This window comes from Vitiosangium sp. GDMCC 1.1324 (assembly GCF_003044305.1).
Classification (GTDB): Bacteria; Myxococcota; Myxococcia; order Myxococcales; family Myxococcaceae; genus Archangium.
Genome location: NZ_PZOX01000007.1, coordinates 359,115 through 380,271 on the forward strand (window position 1 = coordinate 359,115; position 21,157 = coordinate 380,271).

General features: G+C 69.7%; 12 protein-coding genes. 7 read left to right on the forward strand and 5 right to left on the reverse strand.

Going from position 1 to position 21,157, the window contains the following annotated elements; all coding sequences use genetic code 11:
* Nucleotides 1-2: 2 nt before the first annotated feature.
* Nucleotides 3-3,932 (reverse strand): serine/threonine-protein kinase, encoded by a 3,930-nt coding sequence (locus DAT35_RS22595; RefSeq protein WP_108069171.1) that lies wholly within the window; start codon nucleotides 3,930-3,932, stop codon nucleotides 3-5.
* A 542-nt stretch (nucleotides 3,933-4,474) separates the two neighbouring features.
* Between DAT35_RS22595 and DAT35_RS22600 the strand changes: the two genes are divergently transcribed.
* The 7 genes from DAT35_RS22600 to DAT35_RS22630 all read left to right on the forward strand — a co-directional run bounded on the left by DAT35_RS22600 (nucleotide 4,475) and on the right by DAT35_RS22630 (nucleotide 12,729).
* Nucleotides 4,475-5,539 (forward strand): S8 family serine peptidase, encoded by a 1,065-nt coding sequence (locus DAT35_RS22600; RefSeq protein WP_158501831.1) that lies wholly within the window; start codon nucleotides 4,475-4,477, stop codon nucleotides 5,537-5,539.
* Nucleotides 5,540-5,795: 256 nt separating this feature from the next.
* Nucleotides 5,796-8,699 (forward strand): cation-transporting P-type ATPase, encoded by a 2,904-nt coding sequence (locus DAT35_RS22605; protein ID WP_108069173.1) that lies wholly within the window; start codon nucleotides 5,796-5,798, stop codon nucleotides 8,697-8,699.
* The gene (locus DAT35_RS22610; RefSeq protein ID WP_108069174.1) at nucleotides 8,696-8,938 is read left to right on the forward strand and encodes a hypothetical protein; all 243 of its coding nucleotides are present in this window, start codon (nucleotides 8,696-8,698) and stop codon (nucleotides 8,936-8,938) included. The genes DAT35_RS22605 and DAT35_RS22610 overlap by 4 nt, the downstream gene beginning before the upstream one ends.
* Before the next feature lie 9 nt (nucleotides 8,939-8,947).
* Nucleotides 8,948-9,577: an HMA2 domain-containing protein gene (locus DAT35_RS22615; RefSeq protein ID WP_108069175.1), complete on the forward strand. Its 630-nt coding sequence runs from the start codon at nucleotides 8,948-8,950 to the stop codon at nucleotides 9,575-9,577.
* Nucleotides 9,578-10,191: 614 nt separating this feature from the next.
* Entirely contained in the window at nucleotides 10,192-11,169 is a 978-nt protein-coding gene (locus DAT35_RS22620) for a hypothetical protein (RefSeq protein ID WP_146209833.1), read from the forward strand.
* Between the two features lie 17 nt (nucleotides 11,170-11,186).
* Nucleotides 11,187-11,921, forward strand: a complete 735-nt coding sequence (locus tag DAT35_RS22625; RefSeq protein ID WP_108069177.1) for a hypothetical protein — start codon at nucleotides 11,187-11,189, stop codon at nucleotides 11,919-11,921.
* A gap of 79 nt (nucleotides 11,922-12,000) precedes the next feature.
* Nucleotides 12,001-12,729, forward strand: a complete 729-nt coding sequence (locus tag DAT35_RS22630; RefSeq protein WP_108069178.1) for a hypothetical protein — start codon at nucleotides 12,001-12,003, stop codon at nucleotides 12,727-12,729.
* Between the two features lie 52 nt (nucleotides 12,730-12,781).
* Here the strand turns inward: DAT35_RS22630 and DAT35_RS22635 are convergent, their stop codons facing one another.
* The 4 genes from DAT35_RS22635 to DAT35_RS22650 all read right to left on the reverse strand — a co-directional run bounded on the left by DAT35_RS22635 (nucleotide 12,782) and on the right by DAT35_RS22650 (nucleotide 20,610).
* Nucleotides 12,782-17,251: an AMP-binding protein gene (locus DAT35_RS22635; RefSeq protein WP_158501832.1), complete on the reverse strand. Its 4,470-nt coding sequence runs from the start codon at nucleotides 17,249-17,251 to the stop codon at nucleotides 12,782-12,784.
* Nucleotides 17,252-17,423: 172 nt separating this feature from the next.
* Nucleotides 17,424-18,467: a polysaccharide lyase gene (locus DAT35_RS22640; RefSeq protein ID WP_233261645.1), complete on the reverse strand. Its 1,044-nt coding sequence runs from the start codon at nucleotides 18,465-18,467 to the stop codon at nucleotides 17,424-17,426.
* A 182-nt stretch (nucleotides 18,468-18,649) separates the two neighbouring features.
* Nucleotides 18,650-19,498: an S-formylglutathione hydrolase gene (fghA, locus tag DAT35_RS22645; protein WP_108069181.1), complete on the reverse strand. Its 849-nt coding sequence runs from the start codon at nucleotides 19,496-19,498 to the stop codon at nucleotides 18,650-18,652.
* A 2-nt stretch (nucleotides 19,499-19,500) separates the two neighbouring features.
* On the reverse strand, nucleotides 19,501-20,610 hold the full coding sequence (locus tag DAT35_RS22650; RefSeq protein WP_108069182.1) for an S-(hydroxymethyl)glutathione dehydrogenase/class III alcohol dehydrogenase: 1,110 nt from the start codon (nucleotides 20,608-20,610) through the stop codon (nucleotides 19,501-19,503).
* Nucleotides 20,611-21,157: the final 547 nt, after the last annotated feature.

Genomic DNA, 21,157 nt, shown 5'->3' on the forward strand with positions numbered 1-21,157 from the left:
CCTCACGCGGCGGGGCTGAGGCGTGCGCGCTCCAGGCTGCGTTGCAGCCGACCCCCCATGACGTTGGGGATCGTCTCCGCCCGGCGCAGCGCCTCCTCCAGGATGCGCACGGCCTCCTCCTGCTCGCCCCGCCGCAGCCAGGCCAGGCCCCGCAGCTCCAACACCTCCAGCGGCTCCTGCTCCACCGAGTACTCGTTGGAGCGGGCCAGCAGCGCGTTCCACTCCTCGGTGCTGGCGTCTCGGGTGAGCAGGGCCACGGCGGAGAAGAGGACTTCCTCCGCGGGGGTGAATTCCGCGCCGGTCTGTCCCAGCGTCCGGCGGATCTCCATCAGCCGCTCGCGCGCCTGCTCATACTGCCCGGTATAGGCCAGGGCCCGCGCCTGTAGCAGCAGCGCCCACGGCCGGTGGGCCATCTCCGGATGGCGCCGCTCCAGCTCGATGGCCCGGGCGATGTGCGGGGCCGCTGCCTCCGCCTCCCCCGCCTGGTAGAGCAGCTCTCCCATGTTGTGCTCGGCGAAGTACTCCCAGCCCACCATTCCCAGCTCGCGTCCCAGGTGCATGAAGCGCTCCTGGTCCAGCATCGCGCCGTGGAAGTCGTTGCGCGCCACCCACAGGTTGCGCCGGTTGCAGATGGCGCTGCCCAGGTGGAGCCGGTCCCCGCGCTCGGTGCATGCGGCGATGACCTCCTCGAAGAGGCGCTCCGCCTCGTTGATGCGGCCGATGTTGGGCAGGATGACCCCCAGTAGCAGCTGCGCTACCACCCGCGACTCGTAGCCGGCATCCCCCAGCTTCCGGGCGCGCTCGATGGCCTCCTGCAGCGGCTCGCAGCACTCCTCCCACTGGCCGTTGCGGAACTGCGCGCGCCCCAGGCCCAGTAGCAGCCGCACCTGCAGGAGCTGCGACTGCAGCTTCCCGGCGAAGACCAGCTCCTGGGCCCCGTACACCCGCTCCTCGGAGCGCGCGTAGTCGTTGATCCAGTCGTAGGCCATGGCCTCGTCCAGCATCAGATCCACCTCGTCGCTCACCGCCCCCAGCTGCCGGGCCAGCTCGAGCGCCGCGGCGAAGTCCGCCAGCGAGTCCTCGTAGCGTCCCACGCGGTAGCGCATGAGGCCCCGCCCCCGGAGCACGGTGAACCGGCGCCGCCGGTCCTCCGGGTCCAACAGCTCCAGGGCGCGCGTATAGGTGGACTCGGCCTCGATGTACGCGTGGCGGCCGCGGGCGGACTCGGCCAGGTCGATGTAGAGGGCGGCGGCCTCGTCGCGCAGGCCCGCGGCGGCGGCGTGCAGGGCCAGACGGGGCAGGCGCTGGCGCTCGGAGGCACCGGCCTCGCTCAGGTAGTGGCGGAAGGCGGCGCGGTGGATGCGCACCCGGTCCGCTTCGGGCAGCGAGCGCTCCACCGTGGCGCGCAGCAGCTCGTTGCGGAAGCTGAGGCCCTCCTGGCGGTGGCTCACCAGCAGGCCCAGGTCCAACAGCCGGCGCGTGGCGTGGCGCGGGTCCAACGGGAAGTCCGCCGCGCCCCCGTCCTCCTCCAGCGCGTGCACCACGCCCTCGGCCTCGGCGGCGGTGAAGTCCGGGCCGAGCAGCGCGCACAGCCTCGCGTGGGCCGCCAGCTCCACCGGCAGGGCGCCCAGCTCGCGATCCGCCAGCCAGTCCACCAGCCGCAGCTCCGGCATGCGCTCCAGCTCGTCGGTGGCCAGGTACCAGCTGCCTCCGCTGGCGCGCTGGCGCACCAGGCCTTGGCGCTTGAGGCCGCGCACCAGCTCCACCAGGAAGAGGGGCACGCGCTGGGCGCGCTCCGTCAGCCGCTCGAGCGCGGCGGCGGGGACGTTCTCCGCGGGGCGCAGCAGGGTGCGGCACAGCTCCACCGCGCTGAGAGGAGACAGGGGGCCGAGCGGCAGCACATGGCGACGGGCGGCGCGCGTACCCCATGAGGGGCGCAGGCGCTCGAAGCCCGGGCGCGCCAGCACGCACACCCAGAGGGGCAGGCGGGACTCGGCGAGCGCGGCGTACTCGAGCGCGTCCAGGGCCGTCTCCTCGGCGTACTGGGCGTCGTCGAGGATGAGGCACATGGGACGGCGGCGGGCCCGCGCGGCCAGCAGCTCACCGGCGGCGCGCATGGCCAGCGAGCGCAGCGCGCCTGGTGCCGCGGCCCAGTTCTGCAGCCCGGCGGCGCCCGGGGAGAGCCACCCCAGCGTGGAGGCCACGCCGGGCCACAGCTCGGCGGCCAGCTGCGGTCCCAGCAGCTCGAAGCAGGTGGCGCGGCCCTCGTGGTCGGAGCCCGTCAGCTCGGAGCCACCACGGAAGTCGTACAGCGCTCCGCGCAGCAGCATGCGCAGGGTGCCCTCGGGATCGCCCTGCACCGGCTCCCGGGCGCGCCACGCGGTGACGCATGCGTGGGGCAGGGCCACCTGGAGCTGCTGCAGGAGGGCGGCGCTCAGGTGCGTCTTGCCGTGTCCCCGGTCCCCCAGCACGGTGACGAGCGTGGGCGCGCCCTCCACCAGAGCCAGGCCCGCGCTCTCCATCAGCTCGGCCAGCTCGCTGCCGCGGCCCACCAGCACCCCGCTGCCGTGCTGGAGGATGGTGACGTCCTCTCGCCCCGTGGCGGTGGGCGCGCGCCGGAAGATGCCGTCCCGGTCCGGGAGCGGCTCGCAGAGCAGGTCCGGCAGGGCCTCCGCCGCCGCGGTGGTGAGCAGCAGTGTGGAGGGGTCCTCATCCGTGGGGTAGCGGTCCTTGCGGGAGAAGATGGGGCCGAGGTAGCGCGCGGGGCCTCCGGGGCGGCGCTGCACCGTCACCGTGGCCACGTCCACCAGCGAGGCGGACGCCAGGTTCTGCGCGGCGAGGCCCTCGGCGGCCTGCCGGGCGCGCTGCACGGGGTTCTCCCCCACGTCCGGGTCGAAGGCGCCGGCGAAGCGCGTGCCCTCGTGGAAGGCCATCTGCCCGCCAAAACTGGCGAGCGCCTTCTGCACGGTGACGGGGTTGGCGCCCGAGCGGAAGAAGAGCACCGCCACCGAGCGCCGCACGGGGGCGGGTGGCGTGGCGGCGGGTTTCTCCAGGGGGGGCAGCAGGGCGGACACCGGGGTGGGAGGCTTCTCGGTGCTGGCCAGCGCCTCCTGGAGCGCGAGCTTCAGGAGGGCCACGGAGTCGTAGCGGCGCTCGCGCTCCTTGGCGAGGCAGCGCAGTACCACCTGCTCGAGCGACGCCGGCACGGGGGTGTGCTCCGAGGGGCGCAGGGGCCGGCGCGCCAGGTGCGCGTGGATGACATCGGCCGGGGTGCCGAAGAAGGGCGGCCGGCCGGTGAGCATCTCGTAGAAGAGGACACCCAGGGAGTAGATGTCCGAGCGGACGTCCAGGAAGGGCTGGCCCGAGCACTGCTCGGGGGACATGTACTCGACGGTGCCGGCGAAGGAGTCGCCGATGGGGGGCGTGGGCTCCTCGGCGGAGGAGGTGGGCTGCGTGCTCACGGGCCGCGCGAGGCCGAAGTCGAAGAAGCCTGCGGAGCGCGCGGAGTCGTCGAGGAAGACGTTCTCCGGCTTGAGGTCGCCGTGCAGGTAGCCGTGGCCGTGCACCACCGTGAGCGCGTCCAGCAGGGCCTGTGCGCGCGAGGTGAGCTCGGGCATGGGCATGGGGCCGGACAGCTGCGCCAGACGGTGCGCCAGGGTGGGCAGCGCGACGTACTGCATGATGAGGTACGGGGAGCCATCGGGCAGCGTCCCCGAGCCGTGCACGGAGGGCACCGTGGGTGGGCCGATGACGCGCAGCACCTCGGCCTCGCGAGTGAGCTGGGTGCGCGCCAGGGGCACCTCGGCATGGGCCACCTTGATGGCCACGCGCAGGCCGTCATGCTCACGCCTCGCGGAGTAGAGCGTGCCGAAGCCGCCGCGCGCCACCTCGTCCTCCAGGTGGTAGCCCGCGATGGCGAGCGACGGCTCCATTCGGCCGCTCCCCGGGATGGGGGCGTTGGTCGGGGTGGCTCCTCGGGGACAGTGCGCGTGGGTCCCCTCCCAACGCTGCCCGCATGTCACACAACGCGGCACGTCCCCAATCTACCGCAACCCGAGCGGCTTTCCCCCTGCCTGGCAGAGATCGGGCTCCCCCTCGTTGGAGGATGGCTGCTGCGTCGCGTTGCTCGTACTCAGGAAGTCGTGAATCCCGGGCCAGGTTTCGTGGGGAGTGCGCCCTCGCGTGCCCATGCACTTCACGGTGTGGGTGGGAGTGCGAGTCTCGTGCCGCGTGCCCTACGGACGGGTGGAGCAGCAGGTGGAGGTTGCTAGAGGTTGCTACACGAACAGCAGCCGCCGCGCCGGAGGCGGACTCTGGTCACCGCGACGACCCCCGCCGCGGGTCCTGGCGTATGCCGGCTCAAGGAGTGGCAGTTCACCGAGCTGGCCCAGGTCGTGCGTACCTTGCACGCAACTCCAGCCGTTCCGCATGCTCTGCAACAGGAGAAGACGGAGCAGAAACCACAGGAGAAGACATGGACTGGCAGCAACGGATGAAGGTTGCGGAGGCGCGCGAGCTGGTCAAGGCCTACTACCTGGGTTCGGAACAGAACGGGTACCGGTACACCGAGCCCCCACCGGTCACGGTCGCGATCCTGGATGATGGATGCGATGACGATCACCCGAACCTGAGGTCCGTGATCAAAGCGAGCCACAGCTTTCTAACCAAGAGCAAGGCCGTCAAGAACAAGGGGAGCTCGCACGGAACCCTGTCCGCTGGGCTGGTCGGGGGGATTGCGGAGGGTGGCTTCCTGGGAGGCGTGGCGCAGCCGGATAGCGGAATCAACACCTCGCTCATTGTCGCCCAGTATCATCCCGACAGCGCCGACGATCAGAAGATGTTCACGACGCTCTGCGAGATGGGAGCCCGGGTCATCAGTTGCAGTTGGGGCTATGGACCCGGCTATTTCAGAGCCAACAAGGGCGCCGCCCAGAAGGCGCTTAAATTACAAAGACTGCTCAGGGAACTGAGCGAGAATTTGGGCGTGGTGTTTGTCTTCTCCTCCGGAAATGAGGGAAAGGAGTTGGCCCCGAAGGATGTCCTGTTCGCGGAGAGCGCCATCCTGGTCTCGGCGACGCTCAATCTGGAGGATGCACCGGAGGTGAAGAGTGGCCCTTGCAGCTATGGGGCCGGGATCACCGTCTGTGCGCCCGGTAGCGACGATTCCGGGCTCCGCCCCATCAGCACCTGCAATCAGGGAGCAGGTGACGAGTCTCTCGGGAGTCCGCATTTCGACTACCACGGGAACACCTCCGCGGCCTGTCCGATGGTGGCCGGGGTGGCGGCCCTCGTCATCGCGGCGAACCCGGCGCTTTCAGCCATGGAGGTCAAGACGATCCTGTGTGAGACCGCCGATGTCATCGATCCGGATTGTGAGCACAACAAGGGGGAATGGACGGTGGCACGCGCGGCACTCAGCCAGGGACAGCTTGGCTCGGTGGATCGCAGGGTGTGGGGTGCCGCGTATAGCCGGTGGTATGGTTTTGGCCGCGTCAACGCGGAGGCGGCCGTCCAGAAAGCCCTGTCGCTGAGGACCTAGTCCGGAGCGCTTGCTGGGGCCCAGTGCGAGCAGGGGCTGGTTCGTTTCGGGTTTTGAGCAGACCGGTGGCCGAGCGTCTGTCCGGACGCTCGCTGACTCACTGATGCCGCTATTCATGAGTCCTCCCAGGTGCAAGTGGACCGGAGAGGGTCGCTCAGTCCTCGGGGGGCGGACCCCGGGCCGTGACACCTTGCGCCGTAGAGGGAGCGGCTCCACCTAGAGGAGGTCTCGGAATGGGTGGGCCGGGGGCGGCGGAATGGTCGTGTTCCTCATGGATTCGCAGCCGGAGCCGGCGCGGGTGGCGCGTCATGCCATCGCCGCGCGGCGGTTGCGGTTGGAGGTGCCCGGCCTGCTGGGGAACAAGTACCTGGGGCGGCGGCTGGAGCGGACGCTCGAGACGTGGCCGGGGGTGGAGGAGGCCAGGGCGGAGCCGCGCAGCGGCCGTGTGCTCGTGCGGTATGCGCCGGGAGCGCCGCTGCTGGGCCGCTTGAAGGAGCAGCCCGAGCCCTCGCGTGCGCCGGAGCCGAAGCGGCGCGCTCTCCCGGGAGCGGCGGAGCGGCGGCCCCAGCGCCCCTGGCATGCCCTGGACTCGGTGGAGGTGCTCGGGCTGCTGCGCAGTGACTCCGGAGGCCTCTCGCGCGAGGAGGCGGCGGAGCGGCTGCGCGGGTATGGCCTCAACCTGGTGGAGGAGGTGGGCCAGCGCTCGCGCTTGGCGATTCTCGGCTCGCAGGTGGCCAACGTGCCCATGGGCCTGTTGCTCGGCTCGGCGGCGGTGTCTGCGCTGACGGGGGACCTGCTGGAGACCGCGGCCATCCTGGTGGTGGTGGGCATCAACGCGGGCATCGGCTACCGCATCGAGAGTCACAACCAGGAGCTGATCTCCTCGTGGCGCAAACTGGAGGCCGGCGAGGTGCAGGTGCTGCGGGGTGGTGTGCTGCTCCCGGTGTCCACGGCCGAACTCGTGCCGGGAGACGTGCTGCTGTGCCGGGCGGGGGACGTGCTGCCCGCGGATGTGCGCGTGCTGGACGCGCACCGCCTCACCAGTGACGAGTCTCCACTCACCGGTGAGAGCGAGCCGCAGCCCAAGCAGGCCGCGGCGGTGGACGAGGACGCGCCGCTCGCCGAGCGGACCTCGATGATGTACGCGGGCACCACGGTGGCCACCGGGCATGGGCGCGCGGTGGTGGTGGCCACGGGTCGGAACACCGAGCTGGCGCGGGTGCGCGCGCTGGTGGAGGAGGCGGCGGCTCCGGTGGATCCGCTTGCGAATCGGTTGGCCCAGATGGACCGGCGCGTGGCGGTGGGAGCCGTGGGCGCGGCGGCGCTGGCGGGCGTGGCGGGCGCGCTGCGGGGGCGGCCTCCGAGGCAGGTGCTGCGCGGCGCGGTGGCCCTGGGCGTGGCCGCGTTGCCCGAGGGCCTGCCGTTGGTGGCCACGGCCGCGCTCGTGCGCTCGATGCAGCGGCTGCACCAGCGCGGCATGGTGGTGCGCCGGGTGGCCTCGGCGGAGGCGCTGGGCGGCATCACCGTCATCTGCACGGACAAGACGGGGACGCTCACGTACAACCAGATGCGGCTGGAGGTGATGGACCTCGGGCGGGGGCCGCTGGAGCCGGGCTCGGTGAAGGCGAAGCCAGACCGGGTGCTCGAGGACGCGCCGACGCTCGCGCTGGCCACGGTGCTGCTCAACAGCGATGTGGACATGCACCGCGAGGGAGCCCAGTGGGTGGTGTCCGGCAGCTCCACCGAGCGGGCGCTCGTCTCCTCGGCGCTCGCGGCGGGACTGGATGGGGCCGAGTTGCGGCGGGACTTTCCCCGGCGCGAGCTGCGGGAGCGCTCCGAGGGTGTGAACTACGTGGTGAGCCTGCATGGCACGCCAGAGGGCGGAGAGGTGGCCTTCGTGAAGGGGGCCCCGGAGCAGGTGCTCGGGCTGTGCGCGAGGGACCTGTATGGCCTGCTGGACGCGGCCGGCCGGGAGCGGGTGCTGCGCCGCAACGAGGAGCTGGCGGATCGGGGCCTGCGGGTGCTGGCGCTGGCCTGGCGGCGCATCGAGCCGGGACGTTCGCCGCCCCGGGATGGATACACGCTGATTGGCCTGGTGGGACTGAAGGACACGCTGCGAGAGGGCGCGGCGGACTCGATCCGGCTGGCGCGCGTCGCGGGCATCCGGACGGTCATCCTCACGGGGGACCAGCCGCGCACGGCGGCGGCCATTGCCCGCGAGGTGGGGCTCGAGGGCGCGGCGCTGGGCGTGGCGGAGCTGCGCAGGCTGTTGCCGCTGCCGGACGGCGAGCTGGTGAAGGCGCTGGACCGGGTGGCGGTGCTGGCGCGCGTGACGCCGGAGCACAAGGTGGCGCTGGTGAGAGCGCTGCGGGAGCGGGGCGAGCGGGTGGCCATGGCGGGCGATGGCATCAACGACGCGCCGGCGCTCAAGGCGGCGGACGTGGGCATCGCGGTGGGAGCGAGCGCCACGGACCTGACGCGGCAGGTGGCGGACGCGGTGATGTCGAGCGAGGACCTGCGCACCATCATCGCCGCGGTGGGCGAGGGCCGCATCGTGCAGGACAACCTGCGCCGGGCCATGCGCTTTCTCTTCGCCACCAATCTCTCGGAGATGACGCTCGTGGTGGGCGCGGCGGTGTTGGGGCTGGCGGAGCCGCTGACGCCCATGCAGTTGCTGTGGCTCAACCTGCTCACCGACACGCTGCCAGGCATCGCGCTGGCGCTGGAGCCAGGGGACCCGGACATCCTGGACCGGCCGCCCGCGCCACCGGACGCGCCGCTGCTGTCCGGCACCATCACCCGGAGCATCCTCCGCGATGGGCTGCTGCTGGCCGGAGTGGGAGCGGTGGGGTGGATGCTGGGAGGCCCGCCCCTGGCCTTCGGGACTCTCACGGCGGCGCAGCTCGGCTACGCGGCGGTGTGCCGTGCACCCGGGCGGGCGCGCTCGCCGAGCCAGACCCGGGCGGACCTGCGCTTCACGGCCTTCGTGGGTGGAGGCGCGGCATTGCAGTTCGCGGCGCTCACCGTGCCGTCACTGCGGCGGATACTGGGCATGCCCACGCCCTCGCTGCTCTCGCTGGGCGGCTTCGCGGTGGGGCTGGTGCTGCCCTCGCTGCTGGCGAGCTCTTTCGCTGTCCAACCGCTGGAGGTGTCTCCGTGAAGTTTGATCTCTCCTCATTCCTGCTCGGCTATGGCGCGGGTGCCACGACGGTGTTCCTCGGCAAGCGCCTGCGCCCACTGCTGCTGGAGCTGGCCACGATGCTCTACCGCTTCTCGGACTCGGTGATGGCGAAGGCGGCGATGAAGCAGGAGGACCTGGAGGACCTGCTGGCCGAGGCCCGGGCCCGGGCGCACCGTCACACCGAGCCCACGACGGCTCGCGAACAGGCCCAGGCCTAGGAGGCGCGCATGCTGCCGCGAATCATCTATCTGGCCCACTCCTCGCCTGGGCGCACGCGCCTGCGGCTGCCCTGGCTGCGTCAGGATTCGAAGCTGGCGACGACGGTGGCGGACGCAGTGGAGCGGTTGCCCGGCGTGGAGATGGTGGAGGTGAAGCCCTACACGGGCAGCGTCCTCTGCACGTATGACCCGGGAGAGCTCCAGGAAGAGACGCTGCTGGAGGAACTGCGGCGCGTCACCGGAGTGGAGCTGGTGGTGCGGCCCGGGGAGTCGGTGCCCGGCGAGGAGGAGGAGTTGCTCAAGGCCATCGACGGCGGCAGCAATCTGGCTGTCGAGGCGAGCCGCTTCTTCAAGGGGGTGAACCTGGACATGCTGAGGGCAACGGGAGGCCACATGGACCTGCCGACGCTGGCGACGTTCGGGTTCGTGACGGCGGGAGCCGTCGAGGTGCTGACCACGAAGAAGCTGCCGATGCCGCCCTGGTTCAACCTGGCGTGGTGGGCGTTCCGGACCTTCACCACGATGGAGAAGAAGGCCATCGAGAATACAGAGGCGCCGCTGCGGCCGGGGGACGGCACGAGGCGCCCGGAGTCCCACCGCGACAATGACAAGGCTCCCAGGCCGGAACCCCGGAGCTGAGACAGACATAGACAAACGGGGCAGGGTGGCTTCATTGCCGTGGGGCCGCCCACCCCCTGTCATGCCGTCAAGACTTGTTCATGCGGTGAGCTTGGGGAGGTAGTGCAGGGCGAAATCGCGAGGCGTGGGCATGCCCATGAAACATGGCACGTCCACGCCCAGGCCTCAGCGCACCTACCACCGCTGGCGGGTCTGTAGTCATTTACCGCTCACGTTCTTCAGGATTCCACGCCGGTCCCGCATCATTGTTTCATGCGACTGACCGTGGACCTTGAGCATGCTCCTCGAACGGGAAGGTATTCATGCCCCCCATGATCTGTCTCCATTCCAGGAGGCGGGGGATCCATGGCTTGGGTGGGCTTGCGCTCCTGTTGTTGCTCACGGCATGTGCCGCGACGCCCTCCAGGGGCGAGCCTCAGTGGTATGGGCAGACAAGTCCTGTCACTGCTCGGGACTTCCCTGGTGCGGCCCGAGCCGGGCATCAGACCGTCGAGGTTGACTTCGAGGTCGCCACGCCCCAGCGGGTAGAGGAACCTCGGCAGCGCGGCGTCGAATTGCCCCGGGCCTCTCAGTTGGGAGACCCACGAGCGCATCGGGATTTCGTCGAACGCCGAGTGACTGCCGTGGGCTTTGGCATCACTGCAGGAGGGTATCTTCTCTACTGCGAGGGATTGCCGCTGCCCGTGCTCGTTCCAGAGACCCATGTCGACCTGGGACTCACGAGCGCGGATGCGCTGAATGCATCCATCTATCCGGACCGGGATGCGGCACTGGCGGACATGGAAGCCAGTGCCCTCGGGTCAGGACACGCGAGGTACGCCTGGTACCGCGGAGCGGGAGGGAAGCTCATCGTGCCCACCCTCTTCTCTCCGGCCACCACCCCTCGCATCGCCCGGACGATGCGCGAGGTGCGGCAGGACCTGGCGGAGACGGTCCAGCGTGAGCTGAAGGTTGTGTTGTTGGGCCTGACAGGGGCCAAGGTTCTCCAGGGAGTGTTCTCGCGCGTGGTGCGGGTGGGCGCGGAGCCAGCACTTCGTCCGCTTTCCCGGCAGGAGGGACTCGGGGGAGAGACTCCGGCGCCGCGACAGCCGGTGCCGCGTTCCACTGCACCCGCGCCAGAACTCACTCCTGCGCCAGAGTCGGCTCCCGCGCCAACAGCACCCGCTCCCGCGCCAGCAGCGCCCGCACCATCGCCAGGATTGGTCCATGCGCTCACTGGTAACAACCCGACGCCGCCGGTGGCTGCTGGGCCACGCCTGCCTCAGGACGTTGCAGTCAACCCGAAGGTGCCCAGACAACTGTCGCCAGACCGGCCTATTGGCTCCAGCCTCACCCAGAACGCGCAGGTCCAGGCGGACATCCGGTACCTGCGGACCATTGGTGCCGAGAATATCCGGGTGAACCAGCAGCAGATTACGGTGCGCAACGGCCAGCGCGTCGGAACCAATCGGCCGGACCTTCAGTTCGACTATAACGGCCGCCGCTACCATGTGGAGTATGACACGCCCACGTCGGGCCGTGGCCCCAGCCACCAGTCGCGCACTACGTCCAACGACCGAGATGCGGAGACCATCCTCCTCATTGTGCCCTGACGGGCGAGGCTCACCTGATGACCGAGAACATGAAGGGACTGCTCCTGGATGACCGCTGGGCGCCTGTCACTTCGGAGATGGGCTTCTTGGAGACCAATGCGGAGCACGCCGCCCGTGCCTTCGCTGCGTGGCAGGGAGGGCTGCTGGCGCCCCGTGGCATCGCTGTGAAGGTGCGCTCGGTATCAGGCACCCTGGAGCAGGCCCTCTCCGCCCTGCTGCCCCTGACCAGTCCGGAGACGCGGCGGCACCTCTTCATGCCGACGCGTAGCGCCTGGACGGCATACGTCAGCAACGGGTGGACTGGGACCGATGCCGCGAGCGCCATGGGCTACATGGCCGAGACATTGGGCTGTCGGGGTATGCGCGTTGTCGCAGTACCCCACACCTACCGGAAGGGCAAAGGTCGCTATGGTGCCGTGATTCTGGAGGTGTACGGCCCGTACCAGACGCATTGGCTCAACTACCTACGTACCATCTATGCAGCCAACGATGGTGGCCCCTGGGTCTTCGGCCAATCCGGTGAGCCCTTTCCCTTCGAGAAATTGGAGCACTACCAGGCGCGCCGGGTGAGGGACCGGTTCACTTTCGACATGCTCAAGGAGTATCTGCGCCACCTGGGACTGTCGCCCTTCGAGGAGGATTTCTACCTGCCGGAGGGTGCACCGGCGTGGCTGGTGGAGAAGACAGGTACGTTCGTTCCCGCACAGACGGAATACACCCTGGCCCAGGCCCGGGCCCGGGAGGACCTCTGATACACGGCTGCTTCACGTCCAACGACCCGAACGCGGAAACCATCCTCCTCATCGTGCCTTGACGGACGAGTCTGACCTGATGACTGAGAACATGAAGGGACTGCTCCTGGATGACCGCTGGGCGCCTGTCACTTCGGAGATGGGATTCCTGGAGACCTCTGCGGAGCACGCCGCCCGCGCCTTCGCAGCGTGGCAGGGAGGTCTGTTGGCGCCCCGTGGCATCACTGTGGATGCGCACCCTGTGTCAGGCCCCCTGGAGCAGGCCCTCTCCGCCCTGCTGCCCCTGACCGGTGGGGAGAAGCGACGGCACCTCTTCATGCCGACTCGCAGCGCCTGGACGGCGTACGTCGACAACGGGTGGACTGGGACCGATGCCATGAGCGCCATGTCCTATATGGCTCAGACGCTTGGCTGCCGAGGCCTGCGCGTGGTCGCGGTGCCCCACACCTATCGGAAGGGCGAAGGTCGTTATGGTGCCATGATGCTCGAGGTGTACGGCCCGCACCGAACGGCCTGGCTCAATTACGTGCGTGCCGTGAGCGCGTCCAATGACGGGGGCCACTGGGCCTTCGACCAGTTTGGTGAGCCCTTCCCCTTCGAGATGCTGGCGCAGTACCAGACGCGCCGGGTGAGGGATCGCTTCACCTTCGACATGCTCAAGGAGTACCTGCGCCACCTGGGGCTGTCGCCCTTCGAGGAGGACTTTTACCTGCCAGAGAGTGCACCCGCATGGCTGGTGGAGAAGACAGGTCCGGTCGTCGCCACCCATGAGGAGTACACCCTGGCCCAGGCCCGCGAGGACTTCTGACGCACGGGCCGAAGGATCGCATCGGCCATGCACGAAGTCCCCGGGTTCACCTCTACCGTGGCCCCGAGCCGAACCGCGAGCGGAACATGCCCACCAGGTCCTCATCGAGGACGTAGTCCTCGACGTAGAGCCGTGCGGCCTCGAACTTCAGCTCGCGCAGCTTGCGGTAGTGCAGGTCCAGGTCGCGAGGCGTGGGCGTGCCCACGAGGCATGGTGCGTCCTCGAACCGTGAGCTGAGGATGCTGGAGAAGACGCACCCCATGAGTGTGTCCTCGATGGGGTGCAGCAGCTTGAGCGCGGCGCGGATCTTGTGGTCCCAGCCGGTGGCGAAAGAAATCTCCCGAATTTCCCCCACGGGCCTGTGGCTGCGGATGGCGCCCGCCTCGGTGAAGAGGACATCGCGGCGCTCCTGGAAGCGGCGGATGGCCCGGCGCGGGTCGAAGCAGTGGGGCGCCGAGTCATCCACCACGAGCGTTCCGGGCCTCAGCCTGTCCACCTCCACCAGGTTGGCGGCGCTGGTGGCGCTGAGGATGACGGAGGCGCTGTACACCTCCTCGGGCACGGTGCTGCCGGAGATGAAGGTCACCTCCACCTTCCCCCGGAAGCCCAGCTCCGTCACCAGCTCCTCGGTGAGCTGTGTCAGGTGCTCGCGCTTGGCGGGGACGTCGCACAGCCTCAGCCCCCGCGGGTGGGGCAGCGAGCGGAGCATCAGGCGCAGGATGGCGGTGCCGATGGAGCCGGCGCCGAGGAGCGCCACGGACTCCTCCTCCATGCGGCGGCCTCCGGCGCGCAGCACCTGCTCCACCATCATCACGAAGCAGGCGGCGGTGGTGGCATGGCCGGTGGTGAGCCGGGGCAGTCCGGAGCGCCCGGAGGTGGCCTCCTGGATGGAGCGCCCGTAGTCCGTGGCCGAGGGCACCAGTCCTGTCAGGGACACAGTGTCGGCGCCCAGGCGCGCGGCCTCCTCGAGTCCCTGGACGACGGCGTCCACGGTGCGCTGCTTGTCCACGTAGAGCGTGGCGTCCTCCAGCGGCAGCACGATGAGCCCGATGCGGCCGAGGAACGTCTCGTACACGCTGACGAGCGACGCATCCCCGTGAAGGCAGTCGCGGATGAACTCGCGGGGCGAGAGCCGGAGTTGCTCGAGGAAGGCGCGGGGCAGGGTGGCGAGCGCGGCCGCGTCGACGGAGAGCTTCGGGCTGTACTCCACCTTGCGCGCGGGCCGCCGGTCCTCCGAGCCCACGTCGTTGTACACGTCCGCGATGCTCAGCAGGTGCACGGCGCTCTCGGGCAGCGTGGGGCCCGCGTAGTAGAGCGAGAACATCACCTTCTCGAAGAGCACGGGGAAGGAGAGGTTCGACGAGACGAGCTCCTCCAACCGGGCGTCCAGCGTTCCGCGCAGGCCGTGGCGCTGCTCGCGCAGGTGCACCTTGAGGCGCTCCCAGATGTGGAGCACGGAGAGCATCTCCATGAAGTCGGGGCGCTGGAACTGGGCGGGGAAGGGGCTGGGGAGGGTGGTGGTGCCGTTGCTCTCGGCGGTGAGGAAGACGCGGACGGTGTGCGCCAGCAGGTTCAGCATGGCGAGGAAGCTGGCGTAGAACTCGCGGTCGCTCCCGAGCTGGCGCATGGGGATGACGGAGTCCAGGTCCGCGAAGGTGCCGTTGAGGAGCACGTTCTGCGGCTCGATGCACTGCCCGTTCTTGAAGTGCTGGATGTCGCTGGGGAAGTAGCCGAGCAGCAGCAGCCGGGCGGCGAGCTTCACCCACGAGTCGACCACGGCCTCGGGGTCCAGGTTGTGTTTGAGGGTGGCGTAGACGAGGCGCGTGTTGGCGAAGCCGCCCGAGCCGGTGCGCTGGCTTTCCTGGGCGAGCGAGCCGGCGAAGTGGCTCACGCGCGGGAAGGGCGCCTTGGGGAACCAGTAGACGTAGCAGGCGAGGCCGTCGCGCAGCTCGCCCTGGGCGATGGTCAGCGTGAAGCCGGACAGCAGCGGGAGCAGCCGGGCCCGGAAGCGTGCCACCACGTCCTCGGACCAGCGCACCACCAGCAGCGGCAGGGGCACCCCGCCGGGCTCGTGGAACTCCTCCAGGAAACGGCTCTGCACCTCGGCCGCGTGCTGCGCCTCGTTGAGTGCCTCGGGCAGCGTGAGCGCGCCGGGCACCTTGCGCTCCTGGATGAGGAAGTACTCCAGCGTGTTCGTCACCGAGTGCTTCGCGAAGCGCTCGAAGAGCCGCTGCTGGAGGAGCTGGAGGAAGCCGAGCTGGTCATCGCACCGCACCTCGGCGCCCTTGATGGCGAGCACGCTCTCTCCGGGGCCGCGCCGGTAGAAGGAGCGGAAGTGTCCCTGCGGGCGGAAGAAGCCCTCGGTGTCGAAGGTGCCGTTGGTGGGCGGCACGGGGATGTCCCGTTTCATCCGCTCCAGCTCCTCGGCGACCCACGGCTGGGCCTCGCGCAGGTAGCGCCAGAGCGCGGGGGCATCGCGGGCCACGTCCCAGGCGATGGCGAAGGGGCCGGACTCGGCGCGCGGCTTGCGCGTGCCCAGCTCCTCGAGGAGCTGCCCGAGCGGGTGGCGCAGCAGCTCCTCCTGGCTCAGCCCGAGCGCGTACCGGCTCTCCAGCAATTGCTGCAGCTCGAGCTGGCGCATCGAGTCCAGTCCGAGCTCCGCCAGGGTGCGCGTGGGGTCCAGGGCCTCGGGGGCGATGCCGATGAGGCGGGCGAGCTGCTCGCGCAGGAAGCCGGAGGGGCTCGCATCGGACGGTTCGGCGCGGGGGAGCGCGAGCCGGGCCGTGTGGAGCACGTCCAGCGTGCCCGCGAGGAACTCCTGACGGCAGGCATTGCGTTGAATCTTGCCGCTGGACGTCTTGGGCACGGAGCCGTGGCGCACGAGCACCAGCGTGTCCAGGTGGATGCCGTGCGCGGCGGCCACGGACTGCCGGGCGGCGTGAGCGATGTCCTCGAGGCTGTCGCCCTCCCTGTCCCGGTGGACCTCCTGGACGATGACGAGCCTCTCCTCCTGGCCCGAGTCGATGGAGAAGGCGGCGCCGCAGCCGGGGCGCAGCGCGGGGTGACTCTCCTCGACGGTGCGCTCGAGGTCCTGGGGGTAGTGGTTGCGCCCCCGGATGATGACCAGGTCCTTGATGCGGCCAGCGAAGAAGAGCTCGCCGTCCTGGAGGAAACCCAGGTCCCCGGTGCGCAGCCAGGGGCCTTCCTCCGTGTCGGCACGCCAGGCGCGGAAGGTGTGCTCGGTCTCCTCGGGGCGGTTCCAGTAGCCCTGGGCGACGCTGGGGCCGGAGACCCAGATTTCTCCCACGCGGTCGGGGGCGCAGCGCGTGCGCGTGACGGGGTCCACGATGATGACCTGTTGCTCCAACCACGAGCGGCCCAGTCCCACCATGCGCCGCGAGCCTGGAGTCCCCTCGGGAAGCTCGACAATCCACCAGGACTCGAGCGCCGCGCCGTCCACCGTGCGCACCGTCCGGCGAGCCCCCGGGAAGCCTCCCGTCACCATGAGCGTGGCCTCGGCCAGGCCGTAGAGGGGACGCAGCGCGTCCGGGCGGAAACCCGCGGGCGCGAAGTGGCGCGTGAAGCGCTCGAGGGTGTCGGGGCGCACGGGCTCGGCGGCGTTGAAGGCATAGCGCCAGCTGCTCAGGTCGAGCGCCTCGCGCTGCTCCAGCGTCACCTTGCGCGCGCACAGGTCGAAGGCGAAGTTGGGCCCGCCGCTGAGGGTGCCCCGGTAGCGGGAGATGGCCTGAAGCCAGCGCACCGGCTTCTGCAGGAAGCTCTCCGGGGGCATGAGGACGATGCGGAAGCCGGCGTACACCGGTTGCAGCACGCAGCCGATGAGCCCCATGTCGTGGTACATGGGCAGCCAGCTCACGCCGACGGAGTCCTCGGTGCTGCCAAAGGCCCGCTGGATGATGGCCGCGTTGTGGAGCAGGTTGCCGTGGGTGAGCAGCACGCCCTTGGGCACGGCGGTGGAGCCCGACGTGTACTGGATGAAGGCGAGCGAGCTGGACGTCACGTCCGCGGGCCGCCACTCCGCCTCGCTGCCCGGGGCGATGTCATCGGTGGCCACCCATCGCAGCGAGGCGAGCTCCGGCGAGTGGCTGGCGAGTCCATCCACCAGGTCCCGGATGGAGCCGAGCGTGAGCACCAGGGTGGCCTGGGCGTCCTGGGCGATGGCGCGCAGCCGAGGCAGCGTGCGGTGGAGACGGGTGGGATCCGGCGGGTACACCGGCACGGCCACGACTCCGGCGTACAGCGCTCCGAAGAAGGCGGCGGCGTAGTCCAGTCCGAAGGGGTAGAGAAGCAGGGCACGCTCCCCGGCCGCGGCGTACCGCTGGAGCGTGGCGGCGATGGCTCGCGCCTGACGATCCAATCCCGCGAAGTCCAGGTGCCTCGTCTCCGTCTCTCCGTCTTCCAGGAGGGTGAAGACGCGGCGCGAGGGCTGTTCGAGCGCCCTCTTCCGCAGGATGTCCACAAAGGTCGAGCCGTGCTCGCGCCGCGCTACTGCCTGGGGCTTCATGTCTCTCGGCACCGCGGAAGGGGGAGACGCCGCGTGGGGGAGCGCGGCGGTGCCGGAAGGGAATGGGGGTTCCCCAGGCGGCTGGATCTTCATCCGGCCGCTCGCCCGCTTCAACGGCGGAGGGGAAACCCCTGATGCATCGGGTGGGGTGATTGCCACCCCACGGATGACCTCAGCGTCGCGGCGAGTGTGTGCGGCGGGCGCTCGCGGAGGCGGGAGCCAGCTTGCGCCGGCCGAGCAGCGCGGCCAGGGTCAGCGCGGCGGCGACGAGCAGGGGCGTGCCGCCGGTCGAGGAGGCGCCGCAGCTCGCGGGGGGCACTCCGGTCGCGAGCGTCGAGTCACCCGGGACGATGCCGCCCGCACCCGGAGTGGAATCGCTGGAACCCGAGGGCACCTGGGCGATGGGGCCCTGTTGTTCGTCGGGGGGGCCATCCGAGGGAGTGGGGGTACCGGGAGTCCCGGTTGCCGGGTCCGTCTCCGGAGTGGGCTCCGGAGTGGGAGTGGCGACGGCGGGCATCACGTCCTCGAGGCTGGTGGCCTGGACGAAGCCATCGTGGAAGACCACGCCTTCCGGCGCGATGGACTCGTCGCGGTAGAGGCCGAGCTTGAGGTAGTTGCGCTGGCCCGAGTACTGCGTGGCCAACTTCATCTTCGGCAGGACGACCTTGCCGTCGTGGTAGAGCTCGACGAAGCCGACGTTCGGGTCGGGAGACCACTTCACGTGCAGGATGAAGTCGTTCCAGTGCTCGCGCTGGAGCGGCGAGGTCCAGACGATCTTCCCGCTGCTGCCGCCCACGCGCAGGGTCAGCGTGTCATTCACCACGTAGAACTCGAGCGGCGGAGAGCCGCCGTTGCCATCGTGGTGCCACTGGGTGAACAGCGCCCACTTGGGAGAGCGCGGGAAGCTGCTCGGGAAGAGAGTGCTCCACTTGTAGAAGTACTCGGAACCGGGCTCCTCGCGGCCCATGTGGAGGACCTCGTTGCGGTTGCCACTGGCGTTGATGGGATCATCGCCCTGGTGGACGGTGGCCTTCAGCGCGTAGCGGCCCTCTCGCACGGGGGAGCTGACCACCTGCAGGCGGCTGGCGGAGACACTCTGCTCGCGGTCCCACTGCGAGAGATTGCCGGTCTCGAAGTCTCCCTTCCACACGGTGGAGGCGAGCGCCACGGTGGGCAACATCAGCGCGAAGGGGGCAAGTTTCAGCAATCGCTTCAAGCTCGGTCCTTTCGTTCCGTTGGGCTCTCACGGACAAATGGCCGCGCTTGTGACTTCCCGGGCTGCTCCCCTGTCAGCCCCTCTGGAAGCAGGTGCTCTTCGTCTTGCTCGGGCACGCTCGGAACACACGGGCGCCGCGCAGGGGGCCCGCTCGGCGAGCAGGCACGGGCCCCCCTGGCATTTCAGGCGTTTAGCGCCGCGGCGTGGTGGCGGAGGTGGTCCGCGATGAACGTCGAGACGAAGTAGTAGCCGTGGTCGTACCCGTCCTGGACTCGGAGCGTCAGGGGCTGCCCTGAGTGCTTGCAGGCCTCCTGGAGGAGCTCGGGTTTGAGCTGCTCGACGAGGAACTTGTCACGCGTGCCCTGGTCCACGAGCAGGGGCGGGAGACGCGCGCCCGAGGAGATGAGCTCGGTGGTGTCCCACGCACGCCAGGCCTCCCTGTCAGGTCCGAAGTAGGTGGTGAATGCCTTCTGTCCCCAGGGGCAGCGCATGGGGGCGCTGATGGGAGCGAAGGCGGAGACGGAGCGGTAGCGGCCGGGCTGGCGCAGGGCGCAGACGAGGGCACCGTGTCCGCCCATGGAGTGGCCGAAGATGCCCTCGCGGTCCATGCGCGCGGGGAAGTTCTTGCCCACGAGCTCGGGCAGCTCCCGGGTGACGTAGCTGAACATGCGGAAGCGCGAGGCCCAGGGGGGCTGGGTGGCATCCACATAGAAACCGGCGGCGGTGCCCACCTCCCAGTCAGCGTCCTCCTTCGGAATGCCGGTGCTGCGAGGGCTGGTGTCGGGGACCACGAGCATCAGCCCCAGCTCGGCGGCGAGCCGTTGCGCACCGGCCTTGATGAGGAAGGTCTCCTCGGTGCAGGTGAGCCCCGAGAGGTAGTAGAGGACGGGCACCTTGCCCGCCCGGGCCTGGGGGGGCAGGTAGACGGCGAAGCGCATCTCGCCGCCACACACCTCCGAGTCATGGCGGTAGAAGGCGACGGTTCCGTCGAAGCAGCGGTGCTCGGAGGCGAGCCGGAGGTTCGGCTCCATCCTCAGTACCTCACCACCGAGCGGATGGACTCACCCCGGTGCATCAGGTCGAAGCCCTCGTTGATGCGCTCGAGGGGCAACGTGTGGGTGATGAGCGGGTCGACCTGAATCTTGCCCTCCATGTACCAGTCGACGATGCGGGGCACGTCGGTGCGGCCCCGGGCGCCGCCGAAGGCACTGCCCTTCCACACGCGCCCGGTGACGAGCTGGAAGGGACGGGTGCGGATCTCCTCTCCGGAGGCGGCCACTCCGATGATGATGCTCTCGCCCCAGCCGCGGTGGCAGCACTCGAGCGCCTGCCGCATGGTGTTCACGTTGCCGACGCACTCGAAGCTGTAGTCGGCGCCGCCCTGGGTGAGGTTGACGAGGTAGGGCACCAGGTCGGCGCCCACCTCGTTCGGGTTGACGAAGTGGGTGAGGCCGAACTTCTCGGCGGTGGCGCGCCGGGCGGGATTGAGGTCCACGCCGACAATCTGGTCCGCGCCCACCATGCGGCAGGCCTGCACCACGTTGAGGCCGATGCCACCCAGACCGAAGACGACCACCCGGGCCCCCGCCTCCACCTTCGCGGTGTAGACGACGGCGCCCACGCCCGTGGTGACTCCACAACCGATGTAGCAGACCTTGTCGAAGGGCGCGTCCTCGCGAATCTTCGCCACGGCAATCTCGGGGAGCACCGTGTGGCTCGCGAAGGTGGACGTCCCCATGTAGTGGTAGATGGGCTGCTTCCCGATGCGGAAGCGGGTGGTGCTGTCGGGCATGAGGCCCTTGCCCTGGGTCGCGCGGATGGCCGTACAGAGGTTCGTCTTGCGCGACAGGCAGGATTTACACTGGCGGCACTCGGGGGTGTAGAGCGGGATGACGTGGTCGCCCTTCTTCACCGAGGTGACGCCGGGGCCCACGTCCACCACCACGCCCGCGCCCTCGTGGCCGAGGATGCAGGGGAAGAGGCCCTCGGAGTCCTTGCCCGACAGGGTATACGCGTCGGTATGGCAGATGCCCGTGGCCTTCAGCTCGATGAGCACCTCGCCAGCCTTGGGGCCTTCGAGTTGCACCGTTTCGATGCTCAGGGGCTTGCCGGGTTCGAATGCGACCGCTGCCTTGATGTCCATGCTCGTGTCCTCCGGTTGCGAGATGTAGCGGGGAGCGGCGGAGGATAGCGGGCGCGTTCGCGGCCGGGGGGATTCATCGTCCGAAGAATTGCGCTTCCCGACAGCCGGGGTAACACATGGTCGGATTCATCAGTCTTCGAGTCACACCGGACGAAGCGCATGAGATGCGGAGTCGACAGAGCGCGAGCGATCGTGCGGCCTGGCGGGACGAGCGTCCTGCTGGTGTCGCTGCTGCTCGCGGTGTCGGCCTCCGGGTGTGCACGGATTGACGATTCCATTGATTCCCTCACCCTCCAGTTGGAGGAGATGAGCCGGCCCCGGCACGACACCGCCGGGAAGTCCGGACAGCGCACCGCTCCCCAGCACCTCGCCTCGGTGCGGGAGCCGGTGCCATCGCAGCGGAGCGCCGCCCGGGTTCGGGGGGTGCTCATCGCGGGCCTCGCGGTCAGCCGCGCGGATATCCCGCCCATGCCAGTGGGGACCGAGCTCCGACGGTCCCCCCCGGGCCAGGAGGCACCGCCTCCGAGGCTGGCCCGGAGAGCCGAGC